The organism is Curtobacterium sp. PhB25 (genome assembly GCF_004365375.1).
Taxonomy (GTDB): Bacteria; Actinomycetota; Actinomycetes; order Actinomycetales; family Microbacteriaceae; genus Curtobacterium.
The window spans coordinates 410,513-436,275 of sequence record NZ_SODR01000001.1; the positions used below are offsets into that span (position 1 = coordinate 410,513).

The 25,763-nt window shown below is 69.7% G+C and carries 20 protein-coding genes; 6 read left to right on the forward strand and 14 right to left on the reverse strand.

Going from position 1 to position 25,763, the window contains the following annotated elements; translation table 11 throughout:
• The first annotated feature begins 16 nt into the window (after window positions 1–16).
• From EDF51_RS01870 to EDF51_RS01885, 4 genes are all read left to right on the forward strand, one after another.
• Entirely contained in the window at window positions 17–808 is a 792-nt protein-coding gene (locus tag EDF51_RS01870; protein WP_123938170.1) for a DUF3159 domain-containing protein, read from the forward strand.
• Between the two features lie 129 nt (window positions 809–937).
• Entirely contained in the window at window positions 938–3,772 is a 2,835-nt protein-coding gene (acnA, locus tag EDF51_RS01875; RefSeq protein WP_134193697.1) for an aconitate hydratase AcnA, read from the forward strand.
• A gap of 217 nt (window positions 3,773–3,989) precedes the next feature.
• Window positions 3,990–5,927, forward strand: a complete 1,938-nt coding sequence (dxs, locus tag EDF51_RS01880; RefSeq protein WP_134193699.1) for a 1-deoxy-D-xylulose-5-phosphate synthase — start codon at window positions 3,990–3,992, stop codon at window positions 5,925–5,927.
• 134 nt (window positions 5,928–6,061) lie between these two features.
• Window positions 6,062–6,796 carry a hypothetical protein gene (locus EDF51_RS01885; RefSeq protein WP_134193701.1) on the forward strand — a complete coding sequence of 245 codons (735 nt, stop codon included), beginning with the start codon at window positions 6,062–6,064 and terminating at the stop codon, window positions 6,794–6,796.
• Between the two features lie 7 nt (window positions 6,797–6,803).
• On the opposite strand, the gene EDF51_RS01890 is transcribed toward EDF51_RS01885, so the two are convergent.
• The 5 genes from EDF51_RS01890 to EDF51_RS01910 all read right to left on the reverse strand — a co-directional run bounded on the left by EDF51_RS01890 (window position 6,804) and on the right by EDF51_RS01910 (window position 12,621).
• Window positions 6,804–7,166, reverse strand: a complete 363-nt coding sequence (locus EDF51_RS01890; protein ID WP_134193703.1) for a hypothetical protein — start codon at window positions 7,164–7,166, stop codon at window positions 6,804–6,806.
• A gap of 131 nt (window positions 7,167–7,297) precedes the next feature.
• The gene (locus EDF51_RS01895) at window positions 7,298–9,442 is read right to left on the reverse strand and encodes a 3-hydroxyacyl-CoA dehydrogenase NAD-binding domain-containing protein (protein WP_134193706.1); all 2,145 of its coding nucleotides are present in this window, start codon (window positions 9,440–9,442) and stop codon (window positions 7,298–7,300) included.
• Complete coding sequence (locus EDF51_RS01900; protein WP_134193708.1) at window positions 9,439–10,659, reverse strand: thiolase family protein; 1,221 nt, start codon at window positions 10,657–10,659, stop codon at window positions 9,439–9,441. Before EDF51_RS01900 ends, EDF51_RS01895 begins: the two co-directional genes overlap by 4 nt.
• A 127-nt stretch (window positions 10,660–10,786) precedes the next feature.
• Complete coding sequence (locus EDF51_RS01905; RefSeq protein WP_131846915.1) at window positions 10,787–11,968, reverse strand: HRDC domain-containing protein; 1,182 nt, start codon at window positions 11,966–11,968, stop codon at window positions 10,787–10,789.
• A 71-nt stretch (window positions 11,969–12,039) separates the two neighbouring features.
• Window positions 12,040–12,621 carry a DUF3000 domain-containing protein gene (locus EDF51_RS01910; protein WP_123312757.1) on the reverse strand — a complete coding sequence of 194 codons (582 nt, stop codon included), beginning with the start codon at window positions 12,619–12,621 and terminating at the stop codon, window positions 12,040–12,042.
• A gap of 23 nt (window positions 12,622–12,644) precedes the next feature.
• Between EDF51_RS01910 and EDF51_RS01915 the strand changes: the two genes are divergently transcribed.
• Window positions 12,645–13,868 carry an alpha/beta fold hydrolase gene (locus EDF51_RS01915; protein ID WP_166673480.1) on the forward strand — a complete coding sequence of 408 codons (1,224 nt, stop codon included), beginning with the start codon at window positions 12,645–12,647 and terminating at the stop codon, window positions 13,866–13,868.
• A gap of 129 nt (window positions 13,869–13,997) precedes the next feature.
• Here EDF51_RS01915 and EDF51_RS01920 read toward each other — a convergent pair whose 3' ends face one another.
• The 9 genes from EDF51_RS01920 to EDF51_RS01960 form a co-directional block, all read right to left on the reverse strand.
• On the reverse strand, window positions 13,998–14,531 hold the full coding sequence (locus EDF51_RS01920; RefSeq protein ID WP_134193712.1) for a hypothetical protein: 534 nt from the start codon (window positions 14,529–14,531) through the stop codon (window positions 13,998–14,000).
• Window positions 14,528–15,190, reverse strand: a complete 663-nt coding sequence (locus EDF51_RS01925) for a hypothetical protein (protein WP_134193714.1) — start codon at window positions 15,188–15,190, stop codon at window positions 14,528–14,530. The genes EDF51_RS01920 and EDF51_RS01925 overlap by 4 nt, the downstream gene beginning before the upstream one ends.
• A gap of 59 nt (window positions 15,191–15,249) precedes the next feature.
• Window positions 15,250–15,666: a DUF6188 family protein gene (locus tag EDF51_RS01930; RefSeq protein WP_134193716.1), complete on the reverse strand. Its 417-nt coding sequence runs from the start codon at window positions 15,664–15,666 to the stop codon at window positions 15,250–15,252.
• On the reverse strand, window positions 15,663–16,073 hold the full coding sequence (locus EDF51_RS01935; protein WP_134193717.1) for a DUF6188 family protein: 411 nt from the start codon (window positions 16,071–16,073) through the stop codon (window positions 15,663–15,665). The genes EDF51_RS01930 and EDF51_RS01935 overlap by 4 nt, the downstream gene beginning before the upstream one ends.
• On the reverse strand, window positions 16,063–16,662 hold the full coding sequence (locus tag EDF51_RS01940) for an Imm26 family immunity protein (RefSeq protein ID WP_165901458.1): 600 nt from the start codon (window positions 16,660–16,662) through the stop codon (window positions 16,063–16,065). Before EDF51_RS01940 ends, EDF51_RS01935 begins: the two co-directional genes overlap by 11 nt.
• 210 nt (window positions 16,663–16,872) lie before the next feature.
• Entirely contained in the window at window positions 16,873–17,337 is a 465-nt protein-coding gene (locus EDF51_RS01945; protein WP_134193719.1) for a hypothetical protein, read from the reverse strand.
• A 409-nt stretch (window positions 17,338–17,746) separates the two neighbouring features.
• Window positions 17,747–23,086, reverse strand: coding sequence for a DUF6531 domain-containing protein (locus EDF51_RS01950; protein WP_134193721.1), 5,340 nt, complete (start codon window positions 23,084–23,086; stop codon window positions 17,747–17,749).
• A 146-nt stretch (window positions 23,087–23,232) separates the two neighbouring features.
• Window positions 23,233–23,691, reverse strand: a complete 459-nt coding sequence (locus tag EDF51_RS01955; protein WP_111086363.1) for a SufE family protein — start codon at window positions 23,689–23,691, stop codon at window positions 23,233–23,235.
• Window positions 23,688–24,593, reverse strand: coding sequence for a sulfurtransferase (locus tag EDF51_RS01960; RefSeq protein ID WP_131846882.1), 906 nt, complete (start codon window positions 24,591–24,593; stop codon window positions 23,688–23,690). The genes EDF51_RS01955 and EDF51_RS01960 overlap by 4 nt, the downstream gene beginning before the upstream one ends.
• Before the next feature lie 136 nt (window positions 24,594–24,729).
• Between EDF51_RS01960 and zapE the strand changes: the two genes are divergently transcribed.
• On the forward strand, window positions 24,730–25,749 hold the full coding sequence (zapE, locus tag EDF51_RS01965) for a cell division protein ZapE (RefSeq protein WP_134193723.1): 1,020 nt from the start codon (window positions 24,730–24,732) through the stop codon (window positions 25,747–25,749).
• Window positions 25,750–25,763 lie beyond the last annotated feature (14 nt).

Consider the following 25,763-nt stretch of genomic DNA (forward strand, 5'->3'; position numbering starts at 1 on the left):
CCGCCCTGGAGGCACGGTGCCGGAACACGACGACACCCACCGACCCGAGACGGCCGGGTCCGAAGCCGTGCCCGCGTCCGCTGGGATCCCTGACGCTGCGTCGGCTGCGCCGTCGTTCTCGGCGCAGTTCCGCGACGCGGTGCAGAACGCGGGCATCGCCCGCGTCGCTCCTGGCGAGGCGCCCTCCGGGCGCGCGCTGCTCGGAGCGGTCGGCGGGATCCGCGGGCTCGCGGAGTCGGTGCTGCCCGGGTTCGCGTTCCTCGTGGTCTACGCGATCACGAAGGAGCTCGTGCCGAGCGTCGTGATCCCGGTCGTCGTCGGCCTGGTGTTCGTCGTGCTCCGCCTGGTGCAGCGACAGTCGCTGACGATGTCATTCGCGGGCATCCTCGGCGTCGCGGTGTCGGCCGGCCTCGCCCTCATCACCGGACGCGCCGAGAGCAACTTCATCCCGGGGATCATCATCAACTCGGTGTGGTTGGTCGGGCTCCTGGTGTCGCTGGCCGTCCGCTGGCCGCTCATCGGTCTGGTCGTCGGGTTCCTGCTGCCGGCGAACGAGGACGGCTCGCACGTCGACTGGCGCGCCGACCCGGTCAAGCGCCGTGTGCTGACGGTCGCCACCTGGATCTGGGTCGGGCTCTTCGCACTCCGCCTGGCCGTCGAGGTGCCGCTCTACCTCACCGCGCAGGTCGAGCTGCTCGCCGGCCTCAAGCTCATACTCGGCGTCCCGCTCTACGCCGCCGTGCTCTGGGTCACCTGGCTGCTGGTCCGCACCGTGTTCGTGCGGAGGGACGACGCCGCCACGGTGTAGAGTTGTCTCGACATCAAGAGACTTTCCCGTCCGGCGCTCCGGCGTCAGCGGGATTAGGTTTGCCTTGCTGGTGGGACGGACCACGGCCCGCGATGATGAGGGCAAACCGATCAGTAGGGAGGCGGCACGGTGGCTGCAGTCAATAGCTTCGGCTCGAAGGACACACTGTCGGTTGGGGGTGTCGACTACGCGATCCACCGGATCGACACGGTGCCCGGGCACGAGAAGCTCCCGTACAGCCTGAAGGTGCTGCTCGAGAACCTCCTCCGCACCGAGGACGGCAAGAACGTCACCGAGGCGCAGATCCGCGCGCTCGGCTCCTGGCGCCCCGACGCCGATCCGGACACCGAGATCCAGTTCTCGCCGGCGCGCGTCGTCATGCAGGACTTCACGGGTGTGCCGTGCATCGTCGACCTCGCCACCATGCGCGAGGCGATGGCGGACATCGGCGGTGACCCGAACAAGATCAACCCGCTGTCCCCGGCCGAGATGGTCATCGACCACTCGGTCATCGCCGACCTGTTCGGCAGCACGGACGCACTCCAGCGCAACACCGACCTCGAGTACGAGCGGAACGGGGAGCGCTACCAGTTCCTCCGCTGGGGCCAGACCGCGTTCGAGGACTTCAAGGTCGTCCCGCCGGGCACCGGCATCGTGCACCAGGTCAACATCGAGTACCTGGCGAAGGTCACCTACACGCGTGACTTCGACGGCGAGACCTACGCCTACCCGGACACCCTCGTCGGCACCGACTCGCACACCACGATGGTGAACGGGCTCGGCGTGCTCGGCTGGGGCGTCGGCGGCATCGAGGCCGAGGCAGCGATGCTCGGCCAGCCGGTGTCGATGCTCATCCCGAAGGTCGTCGGCTTCAAGCTCTCCGGTGAGATCCCGGCCGGCGTGACCGCGACCGACGTGGTGCTCACCATCACGCAGGAACTCCGCAAGCACGGTGTCGTCGGCAAGTTCGTCGAGTTCTACGGCGAGGGCGTCAGTGCCGTCCCGCTCGCGAACCGCGCCACCATCGGCAACATGTCGCCCGAGTTCGGCTCGACCGCTGCGATCTTCCCGGTCGACGACGTCACGCTCGACTACCTGCGCCTGACCGGTCGCGACGAGGCGCAGATCGCCCTGGTCGAGGCGTACTCCAAGGCCCAGGGCCTGTGGCACGACGCCTCGGTCGAGCCGGCGTACTCCGAGTACATGGAACTCGACCTCTCAACGGTCGTGCCGTCGATCTCGGGGCCGAAGCGTCCGCAGGACCGCATCGAACTGTCCAAGGCGAAGGACCAGTTCGAGATCGACCTGAACAACTACACGACCCCGAGCGAGCAGACCGACCTCGACGACGCGGTGGAGGAGACCTTCCCGGCCTCCGACCCGATCGCCGCGGGCTCGACCAACGAGGACACCAACCTGCACGAGCACGTCTACGTGTCGAGCGCCCCGTCGACGGCCTCGGCCCCGACGAAGGTCGCGATGGACGGGGCCGACCCGTTCACGATCGACCACGGTGCCGTCGCGATCGCCGCGATCACCTCGTGCACGAACACGTCGAACCCGTCCGTCATGATGGCGGCCGGCATCCTCGCGCGGAACGCCGCCGCCAAGGGCCTCACCTCGAAGCCGTGGGTCAAGACGACGCTCGCCCCCGGTTCCAAGGTCGTCACCGACTACTACGAGAAGGCCGGTCTCACGACCTACCTCGAGCAGCTCGGCTTCTACACGGTCGGCTACGGCTGCACCACCTGCATCGGCAACTCGGGCCCGCTGCCCGAGGAGATCTCGCAGGCCGTGCAGGACAACGACCTCGCCGTCACCGCCGTCCTGTCGGGCAACCGCAACTTCGAGGGGCGCATCAACCCCGACGTCAAGATGAACTACCTGGCGTCCCCGCCCCTGGTCATCGCGTACGCCCTCGCCGGGTCGATGCACTTCGACTTCGACAAGGACGCCCTCGGCAAGGACCAGGACGGCAACGACGTCTACCTGCAGGACATCTGGCCCGACGCGGCCGAGGTCCAGCAGGTCATCGACGAGTCGATCGACACCGAGATGTTCACCCACGAGTACGGCTCCGTGTTCGAGGGCGACGACCGCTGGAAGAACCTGCCGACCCCCACGGGCGACACCTTCGAGTGGGACCAGGAGTCGACCTACGTGCGGAAGCCCCCGTACTTCGAGGGCATGACCATGCAGCCCGACGCGGTGTCCGACATCTCCGGCGCCCGCGTGCTGGCGAAGCTCGGTGACTCGGTCACGACCGACCACATCTCGCCCGCCGGCTCGATCAAGGCGGACAGCCCGGCCGGCAAGTACCTGGCGGAGCACGACGTGGACCGCAAGGACTTCAACTCCTACGGCTCGCGTCGCGGCAACCACGAGGTGATGATCCGCGGCACGTTCGCGAACATCCGTCTGCGCAACCAGCTGCTCGCGTCCGCGAACGACGGCGCTGGCGTGGAGGGCGGCTACACCCGTGACTTCACGACCGCCGACGGCGAACAGTCGTTCATCTACGACGCCTCGCAGCACTACCAGGAGCAGGGCATCCCGCTCGTCATCTTCGGTGGCAAGGAGTACGGCTCGGGCTCGTCGCGCGACTGGGCGGCCAAGGGCACGAACCTGCTCGGCGTCCGCGCCGTCATCACCGAGAGCTTCGAGCGGATCCACCGCTCGAACCTCATCGGCATGGGCGTCGTCCCGCTGCAGTTCCCGGCGGGCGAGACGGTCGAGTCCCTCGGGCTCGACGGCACCGAGGTCGTCTCGATCTCGGGGCTGACCGAGCTCAACGAAGGCCGGACCCCGAAGACCGTGCACGTCACCGCGACGCCGAGCGAGCACTCGCCCGCCGGCAAGCAGCCGGTCGAGTTCGACGCGGTCGTCCGCATCGACACCCCGGGTGAGGCCGACTACTACCGCAACGGCGGCATCCTGCAGTACGTGCTCCGGTCGCTCGTCTGAGTCAGTTGAACGACAGGAGCGACGCGCGCATGGGGCGCTGACGCGACCACATGGCGGACTGGAGGCCCGTGGCGACACCGCCACGGGCCTCCCGCGCGCTCCGCATGATGCGACGCGCCAGCGGCGCGCGGCGCCAGCGCCGACCGAGCCTGCGAGGTCGGTTGAATGGGAGTCCACGAGAATAGAGTGGGCCGACAGCCCCACGAAAGGAGCGCCCGTGAGCCTGCTCAGCAGCATCACGTCGCCGCGCGACCTGAAGCGTCTCTCCGACGTGCAGATGACCGAACTCGCCGCCGAGATCCGCCGGTTCCTGGTGGCCGAGGTCGCGAAGACCGGTGGGCACCTCGGGCCCAACCTCGGTGTGGTCGAGCTGACGCTCGCGATGCACCGGGTGTTCGACTCGCCGAACGACCCCTTCGTGTTCGACACGGGGCACCAGTCGTACGTGCACAAGCTCGTCACCGGGCGGCAGGACTTCTCGAAGCTCCGCGAGCGGGGCGGCATCGCCGGCTACCCGCAGCGGAGCGAGTCCGAGCACGACATCGTGGAGTCCTCGCACGCGTCGTCGTCGCTGTCGTGGGCCGACGGGATCTCCCGCGCGTTCGGGCAGACGGGACAGACCGACCGCACCGTCGTCGCGGTGGTCGGTGACGGCGCCCTCACCGGTGGGATGACGTGGGAGGCGCTCAACAACATCTCGGACGACAACGACCGCCGCCTGGTCATCGTCGTCAACGACAACGGCCGCTCGTACGCTCCGACGATCGGCGGCATGGCGCGGTTCCTCAGCTCCATGCGCACGCGGCGTGAGTACCGGGCGCTGTACGAGACCTCCCGTGCCGTGGCCGACCGCTTCGGTGCTCCCGGCCGGGCCGTGTACCGCGGGATGCGCGGGGGGCTGCACGGATTCCTGTCGCGCTTCACGAACAACGAAGCGCTGTACTCGAACCTCGACATCAAGTACATCGGGCCGGTCAACGGACACGACCAGCGGGCCATGGAGGCGGCGCTCCGTCAGGCGAAGGCCTACGGTGCCCCGACGATCGTGCACGCGATCACCGAGAAGGGGTACGGGTTCGAGCCGGCCCTGCGCGACCAGGCCGACCAGTTCCACGCCGTCGGACACATCGACCCGGAGACGGGGGAGTCGCTCGACGCCGCGTCGGGTCCGTCGTGGACCTCGGTGTTCGCGTCGACCCTGGCTTCTGTGGGCGATTCGGACCCCCGTGTCGTCGCGATCACGGCAGCGATGCTCCGACCGACCGGACTGCACCTGTTCCAGGAGCAGCACCCCGACCGCGTGTACGACGTCGGCATCGCCGAGCAGCACGCCGTGACGACCGCCGCCGGTCTCGCCTACGGCGGCCTGCACCCCGTGGTGGCTCTCTACGCGACCTTCCTCAACCGCGCCTTCGACCAGGTGCTGATGGACGTCGCGCTGCACAAGGCCGGCGTGACGTTCGTGCTCGACCGCGCCGGCATCACCGGACCGGACGGGCCGTCGCACCACGGCATGTGGGACCTCGCGTTGCTGCAGGTCGTGCCCGGCATCCGGATCGCCGCACCCCGTGACGCAGCGACCCTGCGCGAGGAGTTCCGCGAGGCGATCGCCGTCGACGACGCCCCCACCGTCCTCCGGTGGTCGAAGGGCCAGGTCGGGCCGGACATCCCCGCCGTCCGTCGTCTCGCCGACGGGGTGGACGTGCTGCACGCCGCCGCGGACGGCGTCGAGGACGTGCTCTTCGTGGCCGTCGGCTCCATGGTGCCGACGGCGCTCGAGGCCGCGGCGCTGCTCGAGGCGCAGGGCATCGGCGTCACCGTGGTCGACCCGCGCTGGGTGGTCCCGATCCCGGGCTCGCTCATCGAGCTGTCGCGGACGCACCGGCTCGTCATCACGATCGAGGACGGCGTGCGCGTCGGTGGCGTCGGGACCCGGCTCCGGCAGGACCTGCGGGCCGCCGGGGTCGACACGGGTGTGAACGAGCTGGGGCTGCCGGACGAGTTCATCGACCACGCGACCCGGTCGCAGATCCTCGCCGACGTCGGGCTGACGGCGCAGGCGATCGCCCGCGACGTGATCGACCAGGTCGTCGGGACGAAGTTGCCGCAGGCGAAGCCCGCGCGGTCGCGGGAGTCCGCCGCGTCCGACCGCTAGGCGGGGCGCGCGGAACCAGGTTCCGGACACCGCACCACGTACTTCCGCGGTGCTGTGTCCCGAACCTGGTTCCGCCGGAAGTCACCCATGCCGTCTGGGGCATGTCTCTCGGGGACGTCTGGCAGGATCGCCGCATGCGACGGGGGTTCAGGACGACGGCGGTGGCGATCGGTCTCGCGGTGGTGGCGCTGTCTTCGGGGTGCGCAGCGATGAACGACGGCACGGTCACGCCGGAGCTCGGTGCAGATGCCCGGGTCGGTGCCAGACAGACGATGCACCGTGTGGTCGACTGGGAGGGCACCGCCGCAGTCCACCGGGTCGATGCCACCTGGACCGACTCGTGCGGCCACGCGAGCAACTCCGGGTTCTTCCAGCCCGCTTCGGGCACGACGTGTCGGATCGACGCCGGGGCGGTGTACACGATCGACGGTGCGACCACACCGGTCGACGCGGTGCGCATCGCCGGACCGGCGCTGCGCACGGGCGGCCTGACCGACGAGGACCTCGTGGCACAGGCGATCCAGCCGGACGGATCGACACCGTACTTGGTCGACATCGGTGGGCGGCAGTCGATCGCGCTCGGCAACGACATCGGGCAGGACCGGTTCGCGGTCGTGCGGGTCCGCGGTTGGGACGGGTCACTCGGATTGTGGCAGTCGGAGGGATCGTCCGTCGTGCACTCGGCACCGGGTCTCGGCGTCGACCAACGCGACGGCGCTGTCCGGGCGAGCGGGGCGGACTACGTGCTCGTCGTGACGCACAGCGCCGCGTACTTCACGTCGTACGACAACGAGCCGCCCGAGCCGCCGGCACCACGGCCGTCGGTCCCGCCGTGCTTCAGCGGCAGCAACGACTGCGTGGGCGGCTGACGGCGGCTCACGACGGGGGCGCTGCCGGATCTGGTGCAGCTGCTGACCGCAGCGCAGCGAGGATCGCCCGCGCCATCGGCGTCACCCAGAGGACCTGGCCGGAGTCCAGACCGTCGCGGCCCTCGCGGAGGATCTGGACGCGGGACGACGAGGCCGACTCGCGCCGGAAGGTCAGGACGATGTTCTCGGCCCGCAGCGCGAACGACGTCCGGCGGGCGATGACGGCGCCGTCGTCGCGGATCTCCATGGCCGCGGCACCCGGAACGGCGTCGACTGCTCGCCGGAGCAGGGCCGGTACAGCGTCGAGCGGGACCGGCAGGACCACGGACGGCCCTGCGGCGGTCTTCGGTGCCCACCACTCCTGCGTCACTCCTGCACCGTACGCCAGGCAGCAGAACACCGGTGTTCGTGCGTCGCACCGCGGGATGCGGGGGTTCAGTGCACGAACACCGGTGTTTTGCGGAACCAGGCGGTCCTGTGGAGGCGCGGGACTCGCGCCGGCTAGCGGGAAGCCGGGCCGACGATCAGCGGGTCGTGGAAGCTCCCACCGAAGACGCGCTCGGACGCCCCACTGCGGTCGAGGTAGGGGCTGATCCCACCGGCCTGGAACGGGTAGCCCGCACCGAGGATCAGGCCGAGGTCGATCTCCTCGACGTGCTGGACGACCTCGTCCTCGAGCATGCGGTGCAGCTCGTCGGCCAGGGCGTCCTCGAAGCGCTGCTGCATCGCGGCAGCGTCGACGGGCTTCGCGTCCTTCTTCGACGGCGCGACGAGCTTGACGGCGGCGGGGTCGTACCCGGTCGCGTTGCCCTTCTTGTCGCGGGTCAGGATCTTCCCGTACTCGGCGATCTTCTTCAGCCCGTCACCGGGGTAGAAGCGCTCCGGCCAGGCAGCGTGGTGCGAGTCGAGCACGTGCGCTCCGACCGGCAGACCGACGAGTTCGAGCAGCTCGAACGGCGACATCGGCAGTCCGAGCGGCGCGGCACCGGCCGCCACGACGTCGAACGAGGTGCCCTGCTCGACGCCGCGCATCGCCTCACCGAGGACCCGTGCGAGCACCCGGTTGACGACGAAGCCCGGCTGGTCGGCCGTGATGATCGCCGTCTTCTTGAGGGTCTTCGCGACGGCGAGTGCCGTGACGAGCGTCTCGTCGGAGGTGTCGGCGGTGCGGACGACCTCGAGCAACGGCATCACGGCGACCGGGTTGAAGAAGTGGAACCCGACCAGGCGCGACGGGTCGGACAGCACCGAGCCCATCTCGGAGACGGACAACGACGAGGTGTTGGTGGCGAGGATGGCGTCCGGCGCGATGACCTGCTCGATCTTCCGGAAGACCTCTTGCTTGACGCTCATCTCCTCGAAGACGGCCTCGATCACCCAGTCGGCGTCGGCGAAGGCGTCGTACGACACCGACCCGCTGACGAGTGCGGTGATGCGGTTCGCGTCGTCGGGGGAGATCCGCCCCTTCTCGAGCAGCTTGCCGACCTCACCGCGGATCCGCTCCACACCGGCGTCGACGCGGGACTGGTCGACATCCGTGATCACGACGGGGACGCCGAGTCGTCGGGCGAACAGCAGCGCGAACTGCGAGGCCATGAGACCAGCGCCGAGGACGCCGACCTTCGTGATCTTCTTCGGCTCGACGCCCTCCGGAGCACCGACGGGCTTCTTCGCACGCTTCTGCACCAGGTCGAACGCGTACATCGATGCGGCGAACTGGTCACCGGAGAGCAGGTCGGCGAGGGCGTCGTCCTCGTCGGCGAACCGTTCGTCCAGGGAACCGCCGCGAGCGGCGGCGACGAGGTCAAGCGCGCGGAACGGCGACTTCGGCACCGTCCCGATCTTCGACGCGACCTGCCCACGGGCGACCTTGACGACCGTGCCCCAGGCAGCCTTCTCGAGCATGCCCGGTTCGTTGGGCCGCTTGACCGACACGCGACCGGCGATGACGCCGTCGGCCCACGCGACTGCCGACGGCAGGAACGTCACCGACGGGATCAGCGCGTCGCCGATGCCGATCTCGACCGCGGCCGCTCCGTCCATCAGGCGGTTGTTCTTGAGGGGGTTCTCCACGATGACCCGCAGCGCGCGCTCCGGACCGATCAGGCGGGGGAGCAGTGTCGCGCCGCCCCAGCCCGGGATGATGCCGAGGAAGACCTCGGGCAGGCCGATGCCCTGCGCCGCGGACGAGAACACCCGGTAGGTGCAGTGCAGTCCGATCTCGAGCCCGCCGCCGAGGGCGATGCCGTTGATGAACGCGAACGACGGCACGCCGAGGTCGGACAGCTTGCGGAGGGTGGCGTGGCCGAGGGCCGCGAGGTCGTGCGCCACGTCCCGCGACGGCACGGACGCCGCCTGCGACAGGTCGGCACCGGCAGCGAAGCAGTACTCCTTGCCGGTGATCGCGACGCCCTGGATCGTGCCGGCGGTCGCCTCGGTCTTCAGGGTGTCGAGCACCCCGGAGAGTTCGCGGAGCGTGCGCGGCCCGAGGGTGTTCGGGCGCTTGTAGTCCTTGCCGTTGTCGAGCGTGATGAGTGCCAGTGTGCCGCCGGAGGCCATCGTGACGTGCTTGACGAACGAGTGCGTGACGACCTCGTCCTCGCTGAGTTCGGACAGACGGTCCGTGTCGACGGTGGTCATGCTCATGCCCCCTTCCGAGCCGAACGTGCTGCGGACTTGCTGAAACCGGGGTTCTCCCAGATGACGGTGCCGCCCTGCCCGAGCCCGATGCACATCGTGGTGATGCCGTACTGGACGTCCGGACGCTCGGCGAACTGCGCCGCGAGCTGCGTCATCAGGCGGACACCGCTCGATGCCAGCGGGTGGCCGACGGCGATCGCGCCGCCCCACGCGTTGACGTTCGCGGAGTCCTGGGCGATGCCGTAGTTGTCGAGGAACGCGAGCACCTGCACGGCGAACGCCTCGTTGATCTCGAACAGGCCGATGTCGTCGATGGACAGGCCGGCCTTCGACAGCGCCTTGTCGGTGGCGGGGACCGGTCCGACGCCCATGACCTCGGGCTCGACGCCGGCGAAGGCGAACGAGACCATCCGCATCTTCGTGGGCAGGCCGTGCTCCTTGGCGCCTTCGGCCGAGGCGAGCAGGCTCATCGTCGCGCCGTCGTTGAGGCCGGCGGCGTTGCCGGCGGTGACGCGCCCGTGCGGACGGAACGGGGTCTTCAGCGCGGCCAGGGCCTCGAGCGTGGTGCCCGGACGCGGCGGCTCGTCGGTGCTGACGACGTCCCAGCCGTCGCCCTTGTTCACCTCGACCGGGATGATGTCCGGCTGCAGCTTGCCGGCTGCCCAGGCGGCGGCGTAGCGCTGCTGCGACTGGACGGCGTAGGCGTCCGTGCGGTCCTTCGTGATCGCCGGGAAGCGATCGTGCAGGCGCTCGGCGGTGGAGCCCATCACCAGTGCATCGCTGGACACCATGCGCTCGGCGATGAACCGCGGGTTCGGGTCGGAGTTGAAGCCCATCGGGTGGCGTCCCATGTGCTCGACGCCGCCGGCGATCGCGATGTCCGCGGCACCGAAGGCGATGGCTCCCGCGAGCGTCGTGACACTCGTCATGGCACCGGCGCACATGCGGTCGATCGCGTACCCCGGAACCGACTTCGGCAGGCCGGCCAGCATGCCGACGGTGCGGCCGAGGGTCAGCCCCTGGTCACCCTGTTGCGTGGTCGCCGCGACGGCGACGTCGTCCACCGCTGCGGTGTCGAGCGAGGCGTTCCGGTCGAGCAGTCCGCGCATCGCGTGCACCGCGAGGTCGTCGGACCGGGTCTTCCAGAACACCCCCTTCTCGCCGGCTCGTCCGAACGGCGTCCGTACTCCGTCCACGAACACGACGTCTGATGCCTTTGGCAATCCGGGCCTCCCAGATCCTCTTCGATCGGGCCGGAACGCTCATCGCTCCGGCCGGCCGGGCCTCGCCCGGCGACGCTCCCGACGCTATGCCCCCAGGCTGGGCGGCCGCATGCCGGTTGGGCGGTTCCTACGACTCGACATCATCCGTCGCCGCGGGCTGCTGTGCAGCAGCGACAAAGGCCGAGGCGATGACCGAGGCCAGTTCCTCCACCTGCCACGGACGGGCCTCGTGCGAGGCGAGGGCAGCCCCGACCAGCTCGGTCGACGGTGGCGACGGCGGTGCCCACGACACCACCCGGAGGGTCTCCGGGGTGAGCAGGTTCTCGAGCGGGATGTCGAGCTCCTCGGACCGCTTCGTCACCGCAGCACGGGCGGCCTTGTACCGGCGGTCGGCCGCGGGATTGCGGTCGGCCCAGGCGCGGGGCGGCGGGAGTGTGGCCTCGCCGGATCCGCGGAGCTTCGGCAGGTCCTCGGTCGTCCGGCCCTCGTCCACCGCGGCCCACCAGCGGTCGAGCTCGGACCGGCTGGCCCGGCCGGTGAACGCCTTCAGCCCGCCGAGCTCGGCGCGCGACGCGGGTGCGGCCGCCGCCGCTGCGACGATGGCGGCGTCGGGGATGGTGCGCCCGGGAGCGATGTCGGCCGCGCGGGCGTACTCGTCGCGGGCGAGCCAGAGCGACCGGGCGATCGCGAGCGCGCGGGCGCCACGGAGCGCGTGCATGCCGGACAGTCGGCGCCACGGCTCGGCGCGGACGGGCTTCGGGGCGCGGTGCAGCACCGCGTCGAACTCCTCCTCCGCGATGCGGGACTTGCCGGCCTCGTCGAGCTTCGCGGCGAGGGCGTCGCGCAGGTCCGGCAGGAGTTCGACGTCGAGCGATGCGTACACGAGCCACGACTGCGGCAGCGGTCGGGTCGACCAGTCGGCCGCCGAGTGCGCCTTGGCGAGCGTGATCCCGAGCAGCTGCTCGACGACGGCACCGAGCCCGACCCGGGGGAACCCGGCGATGCGTGCGCCGAGTTCGGTGTCGAAGATGCGGGTCGGGACGAGGCCGACCTCCTGCAGGCACGGCAGGTCCTGCGACGCGGCGTGGAAGAGCCACTCCTCGTCGACGATGGCCGCCTGCAGCTCGGAGAAGTCGCCGATCGGGATCGGGTCGAACAGGAACGCGCCGGCACCGCGGCGGAACACCTGGATCAGGTAGGCGCGCTGCGAGTAGCGGTAGCCGCTGGCGCGCTCGGCGTCGACGGCGACGGGGCCGTGACCCGCAGCGATCGCCGCGACGGCGGCCAGGTAGTCGTCGCGCGACTCGATGACCTTGACGGCCTCGTGCGAGTCCTCGAACGCGGGGTCCGGTGCACCGGGGGTCGAACTGACGGGGTCGGTCACTTGGCGAGCCTCCTCGGGGCCAACAGGGTCACGCCGTCCGAGGCAGGAGGCAGACCGGCGAGCATGGCGACGATGTCCTGCCATGCCCGGACGTGCGCGGTGAGGTCGTCACCGCGCGGCGTCCACGATGCGCGGAGTTCCAGCTGGGCGCCGTCGCCCTGTGCGGCGAGGTCGCCGTACCCGCGCGAGATGATCTTGGTGGCCGTGCCCGAGGCGTGGTCGTACTCGGCGCCGTGCGTCTCGAGCGCGTCGACGAGCCAGCTCCACGTGACGTCGGCGACGAACTCGTCGACACCGATCTCGGGTTCGAGCGGCGCCTGGGCGAACGAGACGACCCGGAAGGCACCGCCCCAGCCCTCGGGTTCTTCGGGGTCGTACAGGGCGATGAAGCGCCCGGTGCCGAGGTCCGACTCGACGCCGTGCGCGGTGCCGGACACGTCCGCCGCCAGGGCGATCGAGAACGGTGCGATCCGCGTGGGCGAGGGGATCTCGGTGACGGTGGTCTCGGAACGGCTGCTGCCAGAGGACACGAACGCGCGGAGCCGCGCGAAGGCGTCGGGCTCTCGGGTTTCGGACACACATGCAGACTAGGCTCCGGGCCATGTCCCGATCCGCGCGACCCGCCGAGGACGCCGTCCAGGAGACCGCACGATCGGCCGGGTTCATCGCACTCGGCGCCGGTCTGGCCGCCGCCGCCGTGGGAACGGCCGTCATCGGCGGCTTCGTCGCCGCCGTCGCCCGCGCCGTCGTCACCCCGGACCGCAAGCGCACCGAACGCGTCCCTATCCACGCCGTGGACCCGGTCCGGATGACCGTGACCATCGAGCGGACCGCCGACACCGAGCTGCAGGGCCGCTACTCCCTCTGGTTCGGCGCCGGCACCGGGCACATGCGCGTCGGTGAGGTCCTCGGCGCCACCGACACCACCGTCACGCGCCGCATCATCGCGATCGACGCTGGCGACCCGACCGCTGCACGCCGCGGCCGCTGGGGCGGCTGGTTCTACCTGACCCCCGGCGAGCTCGACGTGCCCGTCGAAGACATCGACATCCCGACCCCGAACGGGCCCGCACCCGCCTGGGTCGTCCGCGCCGACGACCCGGACGCCCCGTGGGCTGTCCTGGTGCACGGGCGCGGCGTCACCCGCGCCGAGACCATCCGCGCCGTCCCGGTCTTCCGCGCCGCCGGCTACTCGGTCGTGCTCGCATCGTGGCGGAACGACGGCGTCGCACCGCCGAGCATGGACGGCCGCTACGGCCTCGGCAGCACCGAGTGGGAGGACATCGACTCCGTCCTCCGCTGGCTCAGCGCCCAGAACGCGCAGAGCGTCGTGCTGATGGGCTGGTCGATGGGCGGTGCCGTCGTGCTCCAGACCCTGTTGCGCTCACGCTTCGCCGGGCTCGTCGACGGCGTGGTGCTCGAGTCGCCCGTCGTCGACTGGCACGCCGTGCTCAAGTCGCAGAGCCAGCTCATGGGGTTGCCGCGCCCGGTCCGCAAGGTCGCGCAGCGCCTGCTCCGCACGCCGGTGCTCCACCGGTTGGCGGGGCTGCAGCGACCCGTCGACCTGCGCGAGCTCGACATGGTCACCCGGTCCGCCGAGCTCACGGTGCCGATCCTGCTCCTGCACAGCGACGACGACGGCTTCGTGCCGTCCTCCGCGTCGCACGACCTGGCACGCGCCCGACCCGACCTGGTACGGCTCGAGGTGCAGACCACGGCCCGGCACACCAAGCTCTGGAACCACGACGCCGACTGGTTCGACGCCCGGATCCTCGCGTGGCTCACCGAGGTCGTCCAGCGGCGCGGGGCGGCCAGCGCGCGGTAGACGGGACCGAAGGGCGGACGGGAGGCGCGGTTCCAGCTGGCACCGCGCCTCCCGTCCGTCCTTGCGTCCGTTCGGTCGCATCGTGAGCAGAAATGGTCGGGTCACCGTCCGACACCCGACCATTCCTGCTCACGAAGCGGGTGGTCCGGCATTCGTTCCGTTCGTCGTCTGCTGTCGCGGCCCGAACTCCTCGAGACGAGTCGCCGGTCGGCCGAGCTGCGCTGGGCCGTGCGTCCGGTCGAAGGCATCGCTCATCGTCGTGAGCGGCGGTCGGACCGTCACGGTCCATTCGCCACTGTCGAACGCGTCGATCCGGACGACCAGGTTCGACTCGTCGGTCAGGTCCGAGCCGGGGAGGTAGCCGAGGAACTCGCCGTCGATGAGCTGCCGCATGCTGTCAGCGATCTCCATCGCCTCGGCATGGCTCAGGATGAGCCCGGGTTCCGCCGCCGCGTCGACGCGGCGTTCGAGTGGGAGCGCTTGGACCGGCTTGTCAGGGGACGTGACGGCGTACAGGGTCGTGAGGACCCAGACGAGCTCTGGTGAATCGAGCTCTGATGTTTCGAGCTCTGAGAAGAACTGCACCAGGTCGGGCAGCACGATGCGAGCAGCGGCGATCCGGTAGGTGACCATCCCCAGGTCGCCCGGCACTGTCGTGGTCATCCGTTCTCCTCGGTCGTCTCGGTCTGGGGCGAGAGGCCGCCCACGCTCATGGCAGCGAGGACGTCGGTCCTGCCGGGCGTGAACGCCGTGAATCCGACCCATGTGTCAGCCTGCACGATGCAGAACCGCGGCTGTTCGTCGCCGAGCGGCACGAGCGCACGGGCGAACTCGTCGAGTCCGCGGACGTCGAAGCCCTTCTCGGCGGCCATCGTGTACTTCGTCAGGAAGGTCCGTGCCGTCGCCAGCGCGCCCTGATCGAAGACACGGAGCCGTTCCTCGGCCGCGCACTGCGATGCCACCTCGAGCGCCAGTTCGGCCCCCGGGGCGTCTGATGTGCGCAGGCGCGAGCACAGCTCCTGGACGGTGATGTGGACGAGTCCGATGGATCGGTCGATCGCCGTGGCCGCCACGAGCGTTCGGTCCGTCGCGCGCAACACGACCGTCACGAGTTCGTCGGCGTGCTCTACCTGACAGGTCAGGACGAGCTCGTCGCCGAGGGCTTCGAGTGGGTCGATGAACGGCGCGAGGTTCGGCTCCTGCTTCGAGTAGGTCCGCCGGATGACCGCTGCGAACGAGCGTGCGGACACGTCGGAGACGAGCACATCCGTGTCCGGCCCGACAGTGGCGAGGACCTCGACGACACGGTCCGGGAGCTCCACGGTCGATTCATCGGTGACCGCTCGGAGATGGTGGATCGAGATGGCCGGGGGCGCGTCCGTCACCGTCGGATCTCCGCGGACGACGGGCCCTGTCGGTACCGGACCTCGCCGTCGGGCAGGACGTCGATGTCGACCCGTGCGCGCCCCGGTTCGCTGTAGTGCCAGGACGGACCTCGGCGGTTCGACCAGCCCTCGAGCAACTCACCCGAGGCGAACCGGATGGCGATCCGCGCGCCCGTGACTGCACCGTCCGAGACGACCTTGTTGTGCAGGGCAAGGAGGTCGAGCAGGGACGGTTTGTCGCCGGGATCGAGGAACGCGTGCTCCCCGTCAGAGCCTGTCAGCGCGAAGTCGGTCTCGAACCGGAGCGAAGCACCGCTCGAGAAGCGGATCGTCACGTCTGGTCCGATGCTGATGAGGTCGACGGTGTCGCCGGCGATGTCCAGCGCGAAGGGCTGGCGCGGAACGCCGCTCATCCTCGATCTCCTTCCGTGCCCGTGCTCGTGCTTCCGGTCGGCGGCTCGGTGCGGGCCGGGCGACCCTCCGGCCCGGAGACCTGCCAGGACTCGAACTCGGCATCGGGACCGGCGACGAGGGTGTCCCCGCCGTCGAAGATCAGCGTCAGTACGCCGTTCTCGGTCGAACTCCGAACGAGCTCGACACCGAACAGCCGCAGGATCGGGGCCAGTGCGTCCTTGCTTTCGGGATCGACGACCGCGGTGCTTCCGGACCGGTCGGTGACGGTGCACTCGGATTCGAGCTGGACGCGGTAGCCGTTGCCGAACCCCAGCTCAAGCCGGAAGTCGACGCCTATGAGGTCGAGCGTGCCCGCGCGCTCGACGGTCATCGCGCCCCCGGTGGGGTCAGCGGTGTCAGCGACCATGATCGTTCCCTTGTACGGATTGCTGTTCAGGAGCTGCCCTCGCTGAGTCTGCTCGAGCAGATCGAGATTCTCCGAAGAGTTCCCATGACGTCGGAGTGGGGCGGTACCGGAGGTCGTCGTACACCGGCCGCCACGGTTCCAAGCCGTGGTGGGCACGAACCGCTTTCTCCACGACCATCGGGGAGTCGACGGTCAGATGCGGAACACGGCGGGCATCGTCAGCCGTCGCCCTCCGCATCCTCGACCCGTCGAAGTTCGTGACGTGCACACCGTCGTAGTCCTCCGATCCGTGGCTGAACGCGGGCAGGAACCGGCGATGATCGGGAATGCTGTTGCCCACGATCTGCCACATGCCCGGTCGGAATCGCGCATCCAACGTCATCCGCGCGAGAAGGGGAGTCGCTGCCGTCACGTCGCTGAAGTGGAGGGTCTGCACTGACCTGACGGGCGCGACGAGGTCGAAGATGATGACGTAGAGCGCCTTCGTGTACTTGCCGATCACCTGTCCGAGCACCACCTTGCTGTCATCGAGCGGCACGGTGAAGACGTCACCGACCGCAACTGGGTAGATCTGTTGCTGTGAACTCAACGTGGTCCTTTCAGGCTTTGGTTGCACACGTCACAAGTGCGATCGCGGGGGAGCTTCGCCCCAACTCCGATGGGCAACTCGACCCTGACGGGTGATGCTGTTCACGGATGGGGAGCCATCCCCGCGTGGACCGGTGGACTCAAGAGAGCACGTTTCGTTCTCGTGGGCCGGTTGCTCTGTTTCTGCTCAAGGCTCGCGACCGTGCGGTGTTCACGGTGGCATTTCGGTCGAAGGCCCGGTGGTGCGGGTGGTCATCGCCGGCACTCGCGTTCCCGGCCCGAATGCCCGGGCAAATCCGTCCCGAATCACGACCCGATCTGTGTCGATGATGATCGTCCACAACGAGCCGTCACTCATGTCGAGGCGGATGACTGCTCTGTCGATATCACCGACTTCGGATGGGTTGAATCCGACGAACTCACCATCGATGAACTGCTGCGTGGTTTCGGTGAGTCGCATGAACGAGGCATTGTCGAGCACCGGATTGGGCAAGTGGGGCGCGCTCGAGAGCTGCTCCAGTTCGGCAACGTCCAGTCCGGGATCTCTCGACACGTTCACGAATATGTCCTCGGCCGTCCATGAAAGCTGCGGCAGATGAAGGGAGGACACGACGTCGGCGAGGTCGAACCACCCGCTATCGCCCTGTTCAGATTCACGGGTAAAAAGTCGCAGCATCGGATCCGATTCAACCTCGCCTTGTCCTCCGCTTGAAGACGCTGGAAATCATTCGTCAAATAGCAGTTGTTGAGCGCTGGGAATGTTTCTTGGCATCAAATCCGTGAACCACGGAAGCTCTAGACTGTCAATCCTCCCGTTCTTCGTCCAGATAAGAACTTCGCCTACAACTTCAGAAGATTCATCTGCATAAGAGGCTTCGATCGGAAGGGGCTGGTCCGGCAAGCTGACGGCGGGTGAGTCGTCAAGGTCTATCTGCCAGATCCGTGGACCAGTCGCTCGGAATCCTCGAATTGCTTGCGCTTGGTCCTGCAATGGTCCTGATTCAGGTAGGAGTAGGTGATCCAAGCAAGTGCGGACGAGATCGTGCAGACGTGATTCGTCTTCTGTCTTCATGTTGCCCCAATCTTCAAGGTGTGTCCCTTGGGATGAACATTGTACCGACACGAGGGGTGTCCTCTACATTGGATCCACGTACGCGAACAGTAGCGTCGCTTATCGGTACATCTTCAACAAATTTGCCGGGGGGTAGATCTTTTTTGTCGAGGTGATGGGCAACGGCCTCGATGACCGGACGCTTCCCTCCCATCGAGTCGACGAGCGGATCAAGTCCGTGTTCCTTCTTGTCGAAGATGTGCCCCATCTTGTTCGGATCTTCGAGAACCTTGTCTGCAATTCGCTGGGCGCGCTCACCGAGTCCTGTCGGAGGTAAAGGAGCGACGTCGGAAAGCCTGTTCACCGCGGTCGGCAGGTGCACTTTCGACATCGTGCCGCCGGTGGCCGCCGACGTCGCGGCACCCTCGGCAGCGTTCCGGAGCAGGCCACCGGGGGTCACCGGCTGGCCGCTCACGGCGTAGTTCGCGACGTTCTCGACCGCGCCCTCTGCGGCGTTGCCCAGCAGGTGCTTCCCGATCAGGGCACCGGCACCACCGCCGACCGCACCGAATGCCCCGCTGACGGCGACCTGGCCCCAGTTCACCTCGCCGGTCGTGGCCTTCTGGATGATGGTGTCGGCACCGGCGCTGATGAGCATCATGCCGACCGGACCGCCGACGCCGGTGGCGAGAAGCACACCGCCCGCGACGACCATCGCGCCGCCGGCGACGTACTCCCAGTTGTCCGCGAACCAGTCACCGGTGGCCGCAGCGGCCCGGGCGAGCGGACCCTGTTCGGCCGCCGCGTAGGCCTCCAGTTCCGCGTCGGTAACGGGCGCGAGACCGAGCGGGTCGATGGCGTGCAGCGGATCGTTGCCGGCGAACGAGTAGGGGTTGCCTGCCCAGGCTGCTCCGGCGGGCGCGCTGACCGGGTCGATGGACAGGAAGCCGCGCGACGACGAGTCGTACGCGCGGGCACCCATCCACTCCAAGCCGGCGACCTGCAGCGAACCGTCGGCGCCGAGCGCGATCCCGCCGGGCAGGCCGGAACCGCCGAGGTCGATGAGCGTCTGCCACGGGTCGGCGTCGTCGGCTGCTCTCGTCGTGCGCCGACCGCTGGTTGCCCACCCGTCGCCCACCCCGGTGAGACCACCGGGAGCGCGGACGACCGGGGTGTCGCCGACAGCGAGGAGCGTCGGCGCGAACGCGGCGGTGTCCCAAGCGATCGGGATGCCGTCGACATCGGCGAGTTCACCGAGGGCGTCGACGTGCAGGTCGGTCGTGGTGGTGCCTGCCGCGGTGGCCTCCGCCACCGCGGTGAGGTGACCCTGCGGGGTCCAGCCGTACGTGGTCGTCACCCCGTCGGCTCGGAGCGCCTCCACCCGACGACCAGCGCCGTCGTAGGCGTACTCCGCCTCGGGCACCCCGTCCGGAGCGTCGACCCTGGTCAGCTGTCCGGCGGCGTCGTACGAGAACCGTCGGGCCCCGGAGTCCGTTCGTTCCTCGACCAGGCGACCCGCTGCGTCGTAGACCCAGCCCGTGCGACTGCCGTCCTGGACGGACGCCACCAGCTGCGCGGCATCGTCGTGCTCGTAGGTGGTGCTCCCGCCGGGTCCATCGACCCGGGTGATGCGCCCGTCGGCGTCGCGCCCGATGGTGCTGAGGTGCGTGCCGTCCGAGTCGATGCGCGTGTGTCGGACGACGTGTCCGTTCGCGTACTCCCAGGTCTGCAACTGATCGCCGGCGCGGGCCTGCAGGAGCCGGCCTGCCGGGTCGTGTTCGTACCGGACCTCGCCGAAGACCGAGTGCTCGACCCGGACGACCCGTCCGGTGGCGTCGTGCGCGTACCGGGTCGCGGACCCGTCGGGGGACTGCACCGAGGTGCGGAGCCCGTCGGCATCGTGGGTCCACCGCGTTTCGCGGGCGCCGGTCGAGCGTCGGACGAGCTGCCCCAGCCGGCTGAACTCGAGGACGTGTGCAGTGGGGGAGCCCGGACGGGTCTCGTCGGTGATCGTCACCGTGCGGGCGCGGGCATCGCGGTCGATGCGGCCGATCAGACGGTCGTCGGCGTACTGCGCGGATTCCCGACCGGCTGCGTCGTACTCCCACCGCAGCACGGTGCCGTCCGGATCGGTCTGGGTGAGCTGCCGTCCGGCGGCGTCGTAGGTCGCGGTGGTCGTGCGCCCGAGCTGATCCGTGGACGAGGCCACCTTGTCGAGCTGCGTGTACGTGCGGACGGTCACCCCGCCCAGCGGATCGACGGTGCGGACGAGGCGCCCACGCTGGTCGTACTCGTAGCGGGTCGTACCCCCGAGACCGTTCACCGCGGCGACGAGCTGTCCTGCGGCGTCGTACCGGAAGGTCCGCTGGCCGAAGCGGGTGTCCCGCGCCGAGACCACGCGACCGACCCGGTCGTACCGGTACCGGACGGTGCCGACCCCGGGGACGTCGGCGTGGACGACCCGGCCCTGGCGGTCGTACTCGGTGCGTGCGACCTCGCCGGTCGGCAGGGTGCGCGCGACGACCCGTGAATCGGCGTCGTAGGTCAGCGTGGTGCGTGCGCCGGCGGGATCGATCGCGGAGACAGGTCGGCCGCACGCGTCGTACTCGTACCGGGTGGTGCGGCCCGCCGGGGTGGTGACGGCGACGACGCGTCCGGCGAGGTCACGTTCGATGCGGGTGAGGCCACCGTTCGCGTCGACGAGCTCGACCGGGCGGCCACACGCGTCGTACGTCGTCAGCTCAGCAGAGGAATCCGCGTGCTCGAGCCGGGTCGGACGCCCGAACTCGTCGGTCGTCACGGAGACGGCGTCGAAGGCGTCGCGGACCGTGGAGACGCCGTCGGCGCGCGAGCGCCCGACCTCGGTGCGGACACCGGTCGGGTCGACGGTGGCGCCGAGGGCTCCGACCGCGTCGTACTCCCGCTCCCAGGTGCCACCGGCCGGGTCGACCACGGCTTCGAGCCGGGAGAGCGCGTCGTGCACGAACGCCCACTCGGCACCGTCGGGCAGGGTCATCGTCGACACGTTGCCGAACGCGTCGAAGTCCTTTGTGACGACGCGACCGAGGGGGTCCGTGGTGGACACGACCTCGCCGTGTGGACCGTGGGTGACTTCCGTGCGGGCACCGGTCGGGTCGATCGTCGCCGTGACCCGACCGCCGTCGCCGTGCTCGAACCGCCACAGTCCCCCGTCCGGGTCCTCGCGTGCGGTGAGCAGTCCGGCGGCGTCGTAGCGGTACCGGGTCCGGTGGCCGAGCGGTGTGACCGCCTCGATGATCCGGCCTCCGGGGTCGCGGACCAACTGCGCGGTGTCGCCGACGGCGTTCTCGACCCCGATGAGCTCACCGGACGCGTCGTGGTGGAAGGAGACGACGACGCCCATCGGATCGGTCGTCCCCACGAGCAGGCCGTCCCGCCACTCGAGCAGCGTGCGACCGCCGACGGGATCGGTGATGACGGAGGGGTTCCGGTCGTCGCCCGTGTACTCGTACTCGACGACCCCGCCGTTCGCGGTGACCACCGTGGTCATGCGGTCCTGCTCGTCGTACCCGAAGGTCAGATCGGCGCCCTCCGGCGTCACGGTCCGGACCCGACGCCCGCGGTCGTCGTACCCGTGGACGGTCACCTGACCATCGCGCTCGGTCACCGAGACGAGGTTGCCGTGCGGGTCGTACGACATCGACTGGCGCTGCCCGTCGGCGTCGATGATCCCGACGACGCGGCCCTTCCGGTCAGCGATCCAGGTGTTCGCGTGGTTCCCGTCGACGTCGGAGACCGAGGTGACCCGACCGGGCAGGTACGAGAACCGGACCCGTCGACCGAACGGTGTGCGCTGCTCGACGACCCGGCCGCGGTCGTCGTAGGTGTTCTCGCACTCGACGACCCCCGTCGCAGCGGTCACCCGGTCGATCAGGCCGTCCGGGTTCCAGCGGTACCGGCGGCTGCCGACGGCGTCGGTCGCCCGGACCAGCCGGCGGCCGTCGTCGTAGTGGTACTCGACGCGGCGCCCATCCGACGCCGTCACGGACGCCACCCGGTCGCCGCTGTACTCGATGTCGACGAACCGCCCGAACACGTGCGCGAGCCGCGTGATCCGATCGTGCTCGTCGCGGCGCACGGTCACGGCGGTGCCCGCTCCACGCGCACTGCTCAGCCACAGTCCGGACGGCGTGAACGCCCACCGACCGCCGGCTTTGTCCCGCACGACGAGCGAGTCCTGCTCGGCCCGGAGCCACAGGTCCTCGCCGACGCCGCGGCTCCACCCGTCCCCCTGCCGCGGGAAGTCGACCTGCCGGCCGTCGTCCAGCACGACCGAGGCGGCCTCGTCGCTGATCTCGAGCCGGATGTCGAGGATCGAGGACCACCCGAGTCCGAACACCCCGACGCGGCCGTCGAGTGAGTTGTACATGCGGGTGAGCCGGAGCGACGCGGCCTGCCCCGCGAAGGACAGGTCGGTCTCGGGCTCGAGGAAGTTGCCGGTGGCCGTGTTGACCGGGTCGTCGGCGAACCCGTTGGTCGGGGGCGTCCCCATCGCCGAGAACGGCCCGATGGTGAAGTCGTCCCGACCGGCGTCGATCCCCGCCGAGGACAGCGCGGCCGCGATCGCCGCGTCCGACAGCGTCGCAGGCCCGGCACCGCCACCGGCGGCCTCGAACTGCGCTGCGACGGTGCCCGCCCAGTCGGCGTCCTTCCCGTTCGCCGTGAGCCAGTCGTTCACCGCGGTCAGCAGCGACTGGGCGTTCAGGGTGCCCCAGCACGGGTTGCACTCGGCCTCGTAGTCGCTCAGGGCGTTCCGGAACGTCGAGACGGCGCCGGACAGATCGGCGTCGAGCGTCCGGGTGGTCGCCTCGAAGGAGCGGAGGTCCGCGGGGACGGCGGACGACGTCCCACCGCTGGTCCCGCCGCCCGCCGGGAACTCCCGCCCCGTGACGCTGACCTCGTCCGCCTGCAGTCGTGGCTCCGGCTCGGGCTCCGGCGGCTTCGGGTCGTCGCCCCCGCCGAACCACGTCGAGATCTCGTGTCCTGCGGCGACGAGGAGGTTCTCCTCGCGTTCACGCTTGCGGGCGGTCCACTCCTTCGCCTGCTTCCGCCGGTCGTCCTCGTCCTTCGCGGCGTCGCGGAGCTGCTGCACGAAGCCCGACAGGCTCTGCAGCGACTCGACGAGCTTCGTCGCGCTGCGCGAGGCGATGTCGGCGTTGTCCGCGAAGACCTCGGAGAAGTAGCCCCGGAACTCCGCACGCGCAGTCGTCACCGATGGCGATCGCGACCCGGACTGGCCGCCGATCGACGACGCAAGCGCCGTCGAAGCCGACTTGAGCGCATCCGCCGCGCTGTACGAGTAGCCGGTCGGATCGTTCCCGTGGATCTTCGCCATCGTCATTCCCCCCCTGGTGCTGACCGCACCATCCTGGCACGGGTCCGGACTGAAATTCCAGAGGACGGCATGCGTGCCGAGGGGGAGATGGACGGGAGGCCCGTGGCGGATCCGCCACGGGCCTCCCGTCTGTCAGAAGGTCGCGTCTACGACACCGCAGCCTGCACCTGACGCTGCACGCGTCCGAGCATGCCCACCATGCCGCGGATCCGCAGCGGGCTGACCGCCTCGGACAGGCCGATCGTCAACGGGTAGTCCGCCGGCACGGCGAGCACCTGCGCTGCCGTCAAGCCGCTCAGGCCCTGCGCCAGGATGGAGGCGAAGCCGCGCGTGGTCGGCGCCTCGCGCGGGGCGGTGGCGTGCATGCGGACGACGTCGGGTGCGTCGCCGTCCTCGCCCACGGTCACCGTGATGAACACGGGGGACTGGCACTCCTCGACCCGTTCGAGTTCGTCCTCGTGCCCCTGCAACCGTTCGGGCAGCGCGGGCAACTCGTTCGAGAACTCGAGGAGGAGCTGCAGGCGGTCCTTCTGGCCCAGGGCGAGGAAGTCGTCGCGGATCTCGGCGAGGGTGGCGGGGAGGGTGGCCTCGGTGCTGTCGTTCATCGGTTCGGAACTGTACCCGGCTCCGCGCCCTGCACGATCGGGACGCGGACGGCGCTGCCCCACTCGGTCCACGAGCCGTCGTAGTTGCGGACGCTGTCGTAGCCGAGCAGGTGCTGCAGGACGAACCAGGTGTGGCTCGACCGCTCGCCGATGCGGCAGTACGCGATGACCTCGTCAGCGTCGCCGATGCCGGCGCCCTCGCGGTAGATGGCGTCGAGTTCGGCGCGCGGCTTGAAGGTGCCGTCCGGTGCGGCGGCGGTCGCCCACGGGATGTTCACCGCGGTGGGGACGTGGCCGCCGCGCAGTGCACCCTCTTCCGGGTAGTCGGGCGCGGTGGTTCGGGAACCGTCGTACTCGCCCGGGCTGCGCACGTCGATGAGGGGCTTGCCGAGGTGGGCGAGCACGTCGTCCTTGTAGGCACGGATCTCGGTGTCGATCCGGTCGACGACCGGGTACTCGGCCGGCGTGACGACGGTCTCCTCGGTGGTGAGGGCGCGGTCCTCGGCGATCCACTTCGCACGGCCGCCGTCGAGCAGGCGGACGTCCTCGTGGCCGAACAGCGAGAAGACCCAGAGGGCGTAGGCGGCCCACCAGTTGTTCTTGTCGCCGTAGAGCACGACGGTGGTCTCGCGGCCGATGCCCTTGCTGCCGAGCAGTTCGGCGAACGCCTCGCCGTCGATGTAGTCGCGCTGCACCGGGTCGTTGAGGTCGGTGTGCCAGTCGATCTTGACCGCGCCGGGGATGTGTCCGGTCTCGTAGAGCAGGACGTCCTCGTCGGACTCGACGACGACCAGGTCGGGGGTGTGGGCGTCCAGTTGTTCCTGCAGCCACTCGGTGGAGACGAGACGCTCCGGGTGAGCGTAGGCGGTGAACTTCTCGGACGGGTCGACCGGTGCGGTCATGGTGGGCTACCTCCAGGTGGTCATCCGGCACCGGACTAGGATCGGTCGTCGGTGCCTGTGGGCAACGGTACGCGGACGTACCGTGCCCCAGCCGCAACGTGACACCGCACGACTTGCTTCCCGGAAGGGTTCCTGATTGTCCACGAACACCGCGCCAGCGCACCTCGTCGACCGTGACCCCCAGGTGACCCCGCAGCAGATGGCCGCGGCACTGGTGCCACCGCCCCAGTTCGCGGCCGCCTCGTTCGACTCGTACCGCCCGGACCCGGACTACGCCTCGCAGGCCGACGTGCGCGACGCCGTCGCCGCGTTCGTCGCGGCCGGGCCGACCGAAGCGCCCCGTCGCGGCCTGTTCGGCCGCCGCAAGCAGCCGGTCGAGCCCGCTGCGAAGTCGGGCGTCTACCTGGACGGCGGGTTCGGTGTCGGCAAGACCCACCTGCTCGCCGCGGCATACCACGCGGCCTCCGGGCGGAAGACGTTCGGCACGTTCATCGAGTACACGGCGCTGGTCGGCGCGCTCGGGTTCCAGGGCACGGTCGACCTGCTGCGGGGGACCGCGCTGGTGTGCATCGACGAGTTCGAGCTCGACGACCCGGGCGACACCATGGTCATGACCCGCCTGATCAAGGAGTTGACCGAGACCGGCACCCGCTTCGCCGCCACCTCGAACACACCTCCGGGCGCGCTCGGCGAGGGACGGTTCGCGGCCCAGGACTTCCTGCGGGAGATCCAGGCGATGTCCGACCGGTTCGACACCATGCGGATCGACGGGCTCGACTACCGCCGCCGCGCGGTCGACGAGTCGGCGGGTGTGGTGTCCGACGTGGCCGCGGCCCTGCCGTCCGGCACCGTCACGCTCGACGACTTCTCGGCCGTGATCGCGCACCTCGGTTCGGTGCACCCGTCGAAGTACGTCGCGCTCATCGAGGACCTCGACGCCGTCGGGCTCACCGACGTCCGGGCGTTCACGGACCAGACCGACGCGCTCCGGTGGGTGGCGCTCGTCGACCGGCTGTACGACGCCCAGGTCCGGATCGTGGCCTCGGGCACGCCGCTCGACCAGGTGTACCCCGACGCCATGCTCGACGGCGGCTACCGCAAGAAGTACCTGCGCGCAGCGAGCCGTGTCGTGGCCCTGAGCCGCGCCCAGGACTGACGACCACCGCCCGG

Excerpts from the sequence above, each read along its gene's own strand:
- EDF51_RS01885 (WP_134193701.1), top strand. The coding sequence starts at position 6,062 with ATGCGACGGGGGTTCAGGACGACGGCGGTGGCGATCGGTCTCGCGGTG.
- EDF51_RS01895 (WP_134193706.1), bottom strand. The coding sequence starts at position 9,442 with ATGAGCATGACCACCGTCGACACGGACCGTCTGTCCGAACTCAGCGAG.
- EDF51_RS01915 (WP_166673480.1), top strand. The coding sequence starts at position 12,645 with ATGTCCCGATCCGCGCGACCCGCCGAGGACGCCGTCCAGGAGACCGCA.
- EDF51_RS01920 (WP_134193712.1), bottom strand. The coding sequence starts at position 14,531 with ATGACCACGACAGTGCCGGGCGACCTGGGGATGGTCACCTACCGGATC.
- EDF51_RS01930 (WP_134193716.1), bottom strand. The coding sequence starts at position 15,666 with ATGAGCGGCGTTCCGCGCCAGCCCTTCGCGCTGGACATCGCCGGCGAC.
- EDF51_RS01935 (WP_134193717.1), bottom strand. The coding sequence starts at position 16,073 with ATGGTCGCTGACACCGCTGACCCCACCGGGGGCGCGATGACCGTCGAG.
- EDF51_RS01945 (WP_134193719.1), bottom strand. The coding sequence starts at position 17,337 with ATGCTGCGACTTTTTACCCGTGAATCTGAACAGGGCGATAGCGGGTGG.
- EDF51_RS01950 (WP_134193721.1), bottom strand. The coding sequence starts at position 23,086 with ATGGCGAAGATCCACGGGAACGATCCGACCGGCTACTCGTACAGCGCG.
- EDF51_RS01955 (WP_111086363.1), bottom strand. The coding sequence starts at position 23,691 with ATGAACGACAGCACCGAGGCCACCCTCCCCGCCACCCTCGCCGAGATC.
- EDF51_RS01960 (WP_131846882.1), bottom strand. The coding sequence starts at position 24,593 with ATGACCGCACCGGTCGACCCGTCCGAGAAGTTCACCGCCTACGCTCAC.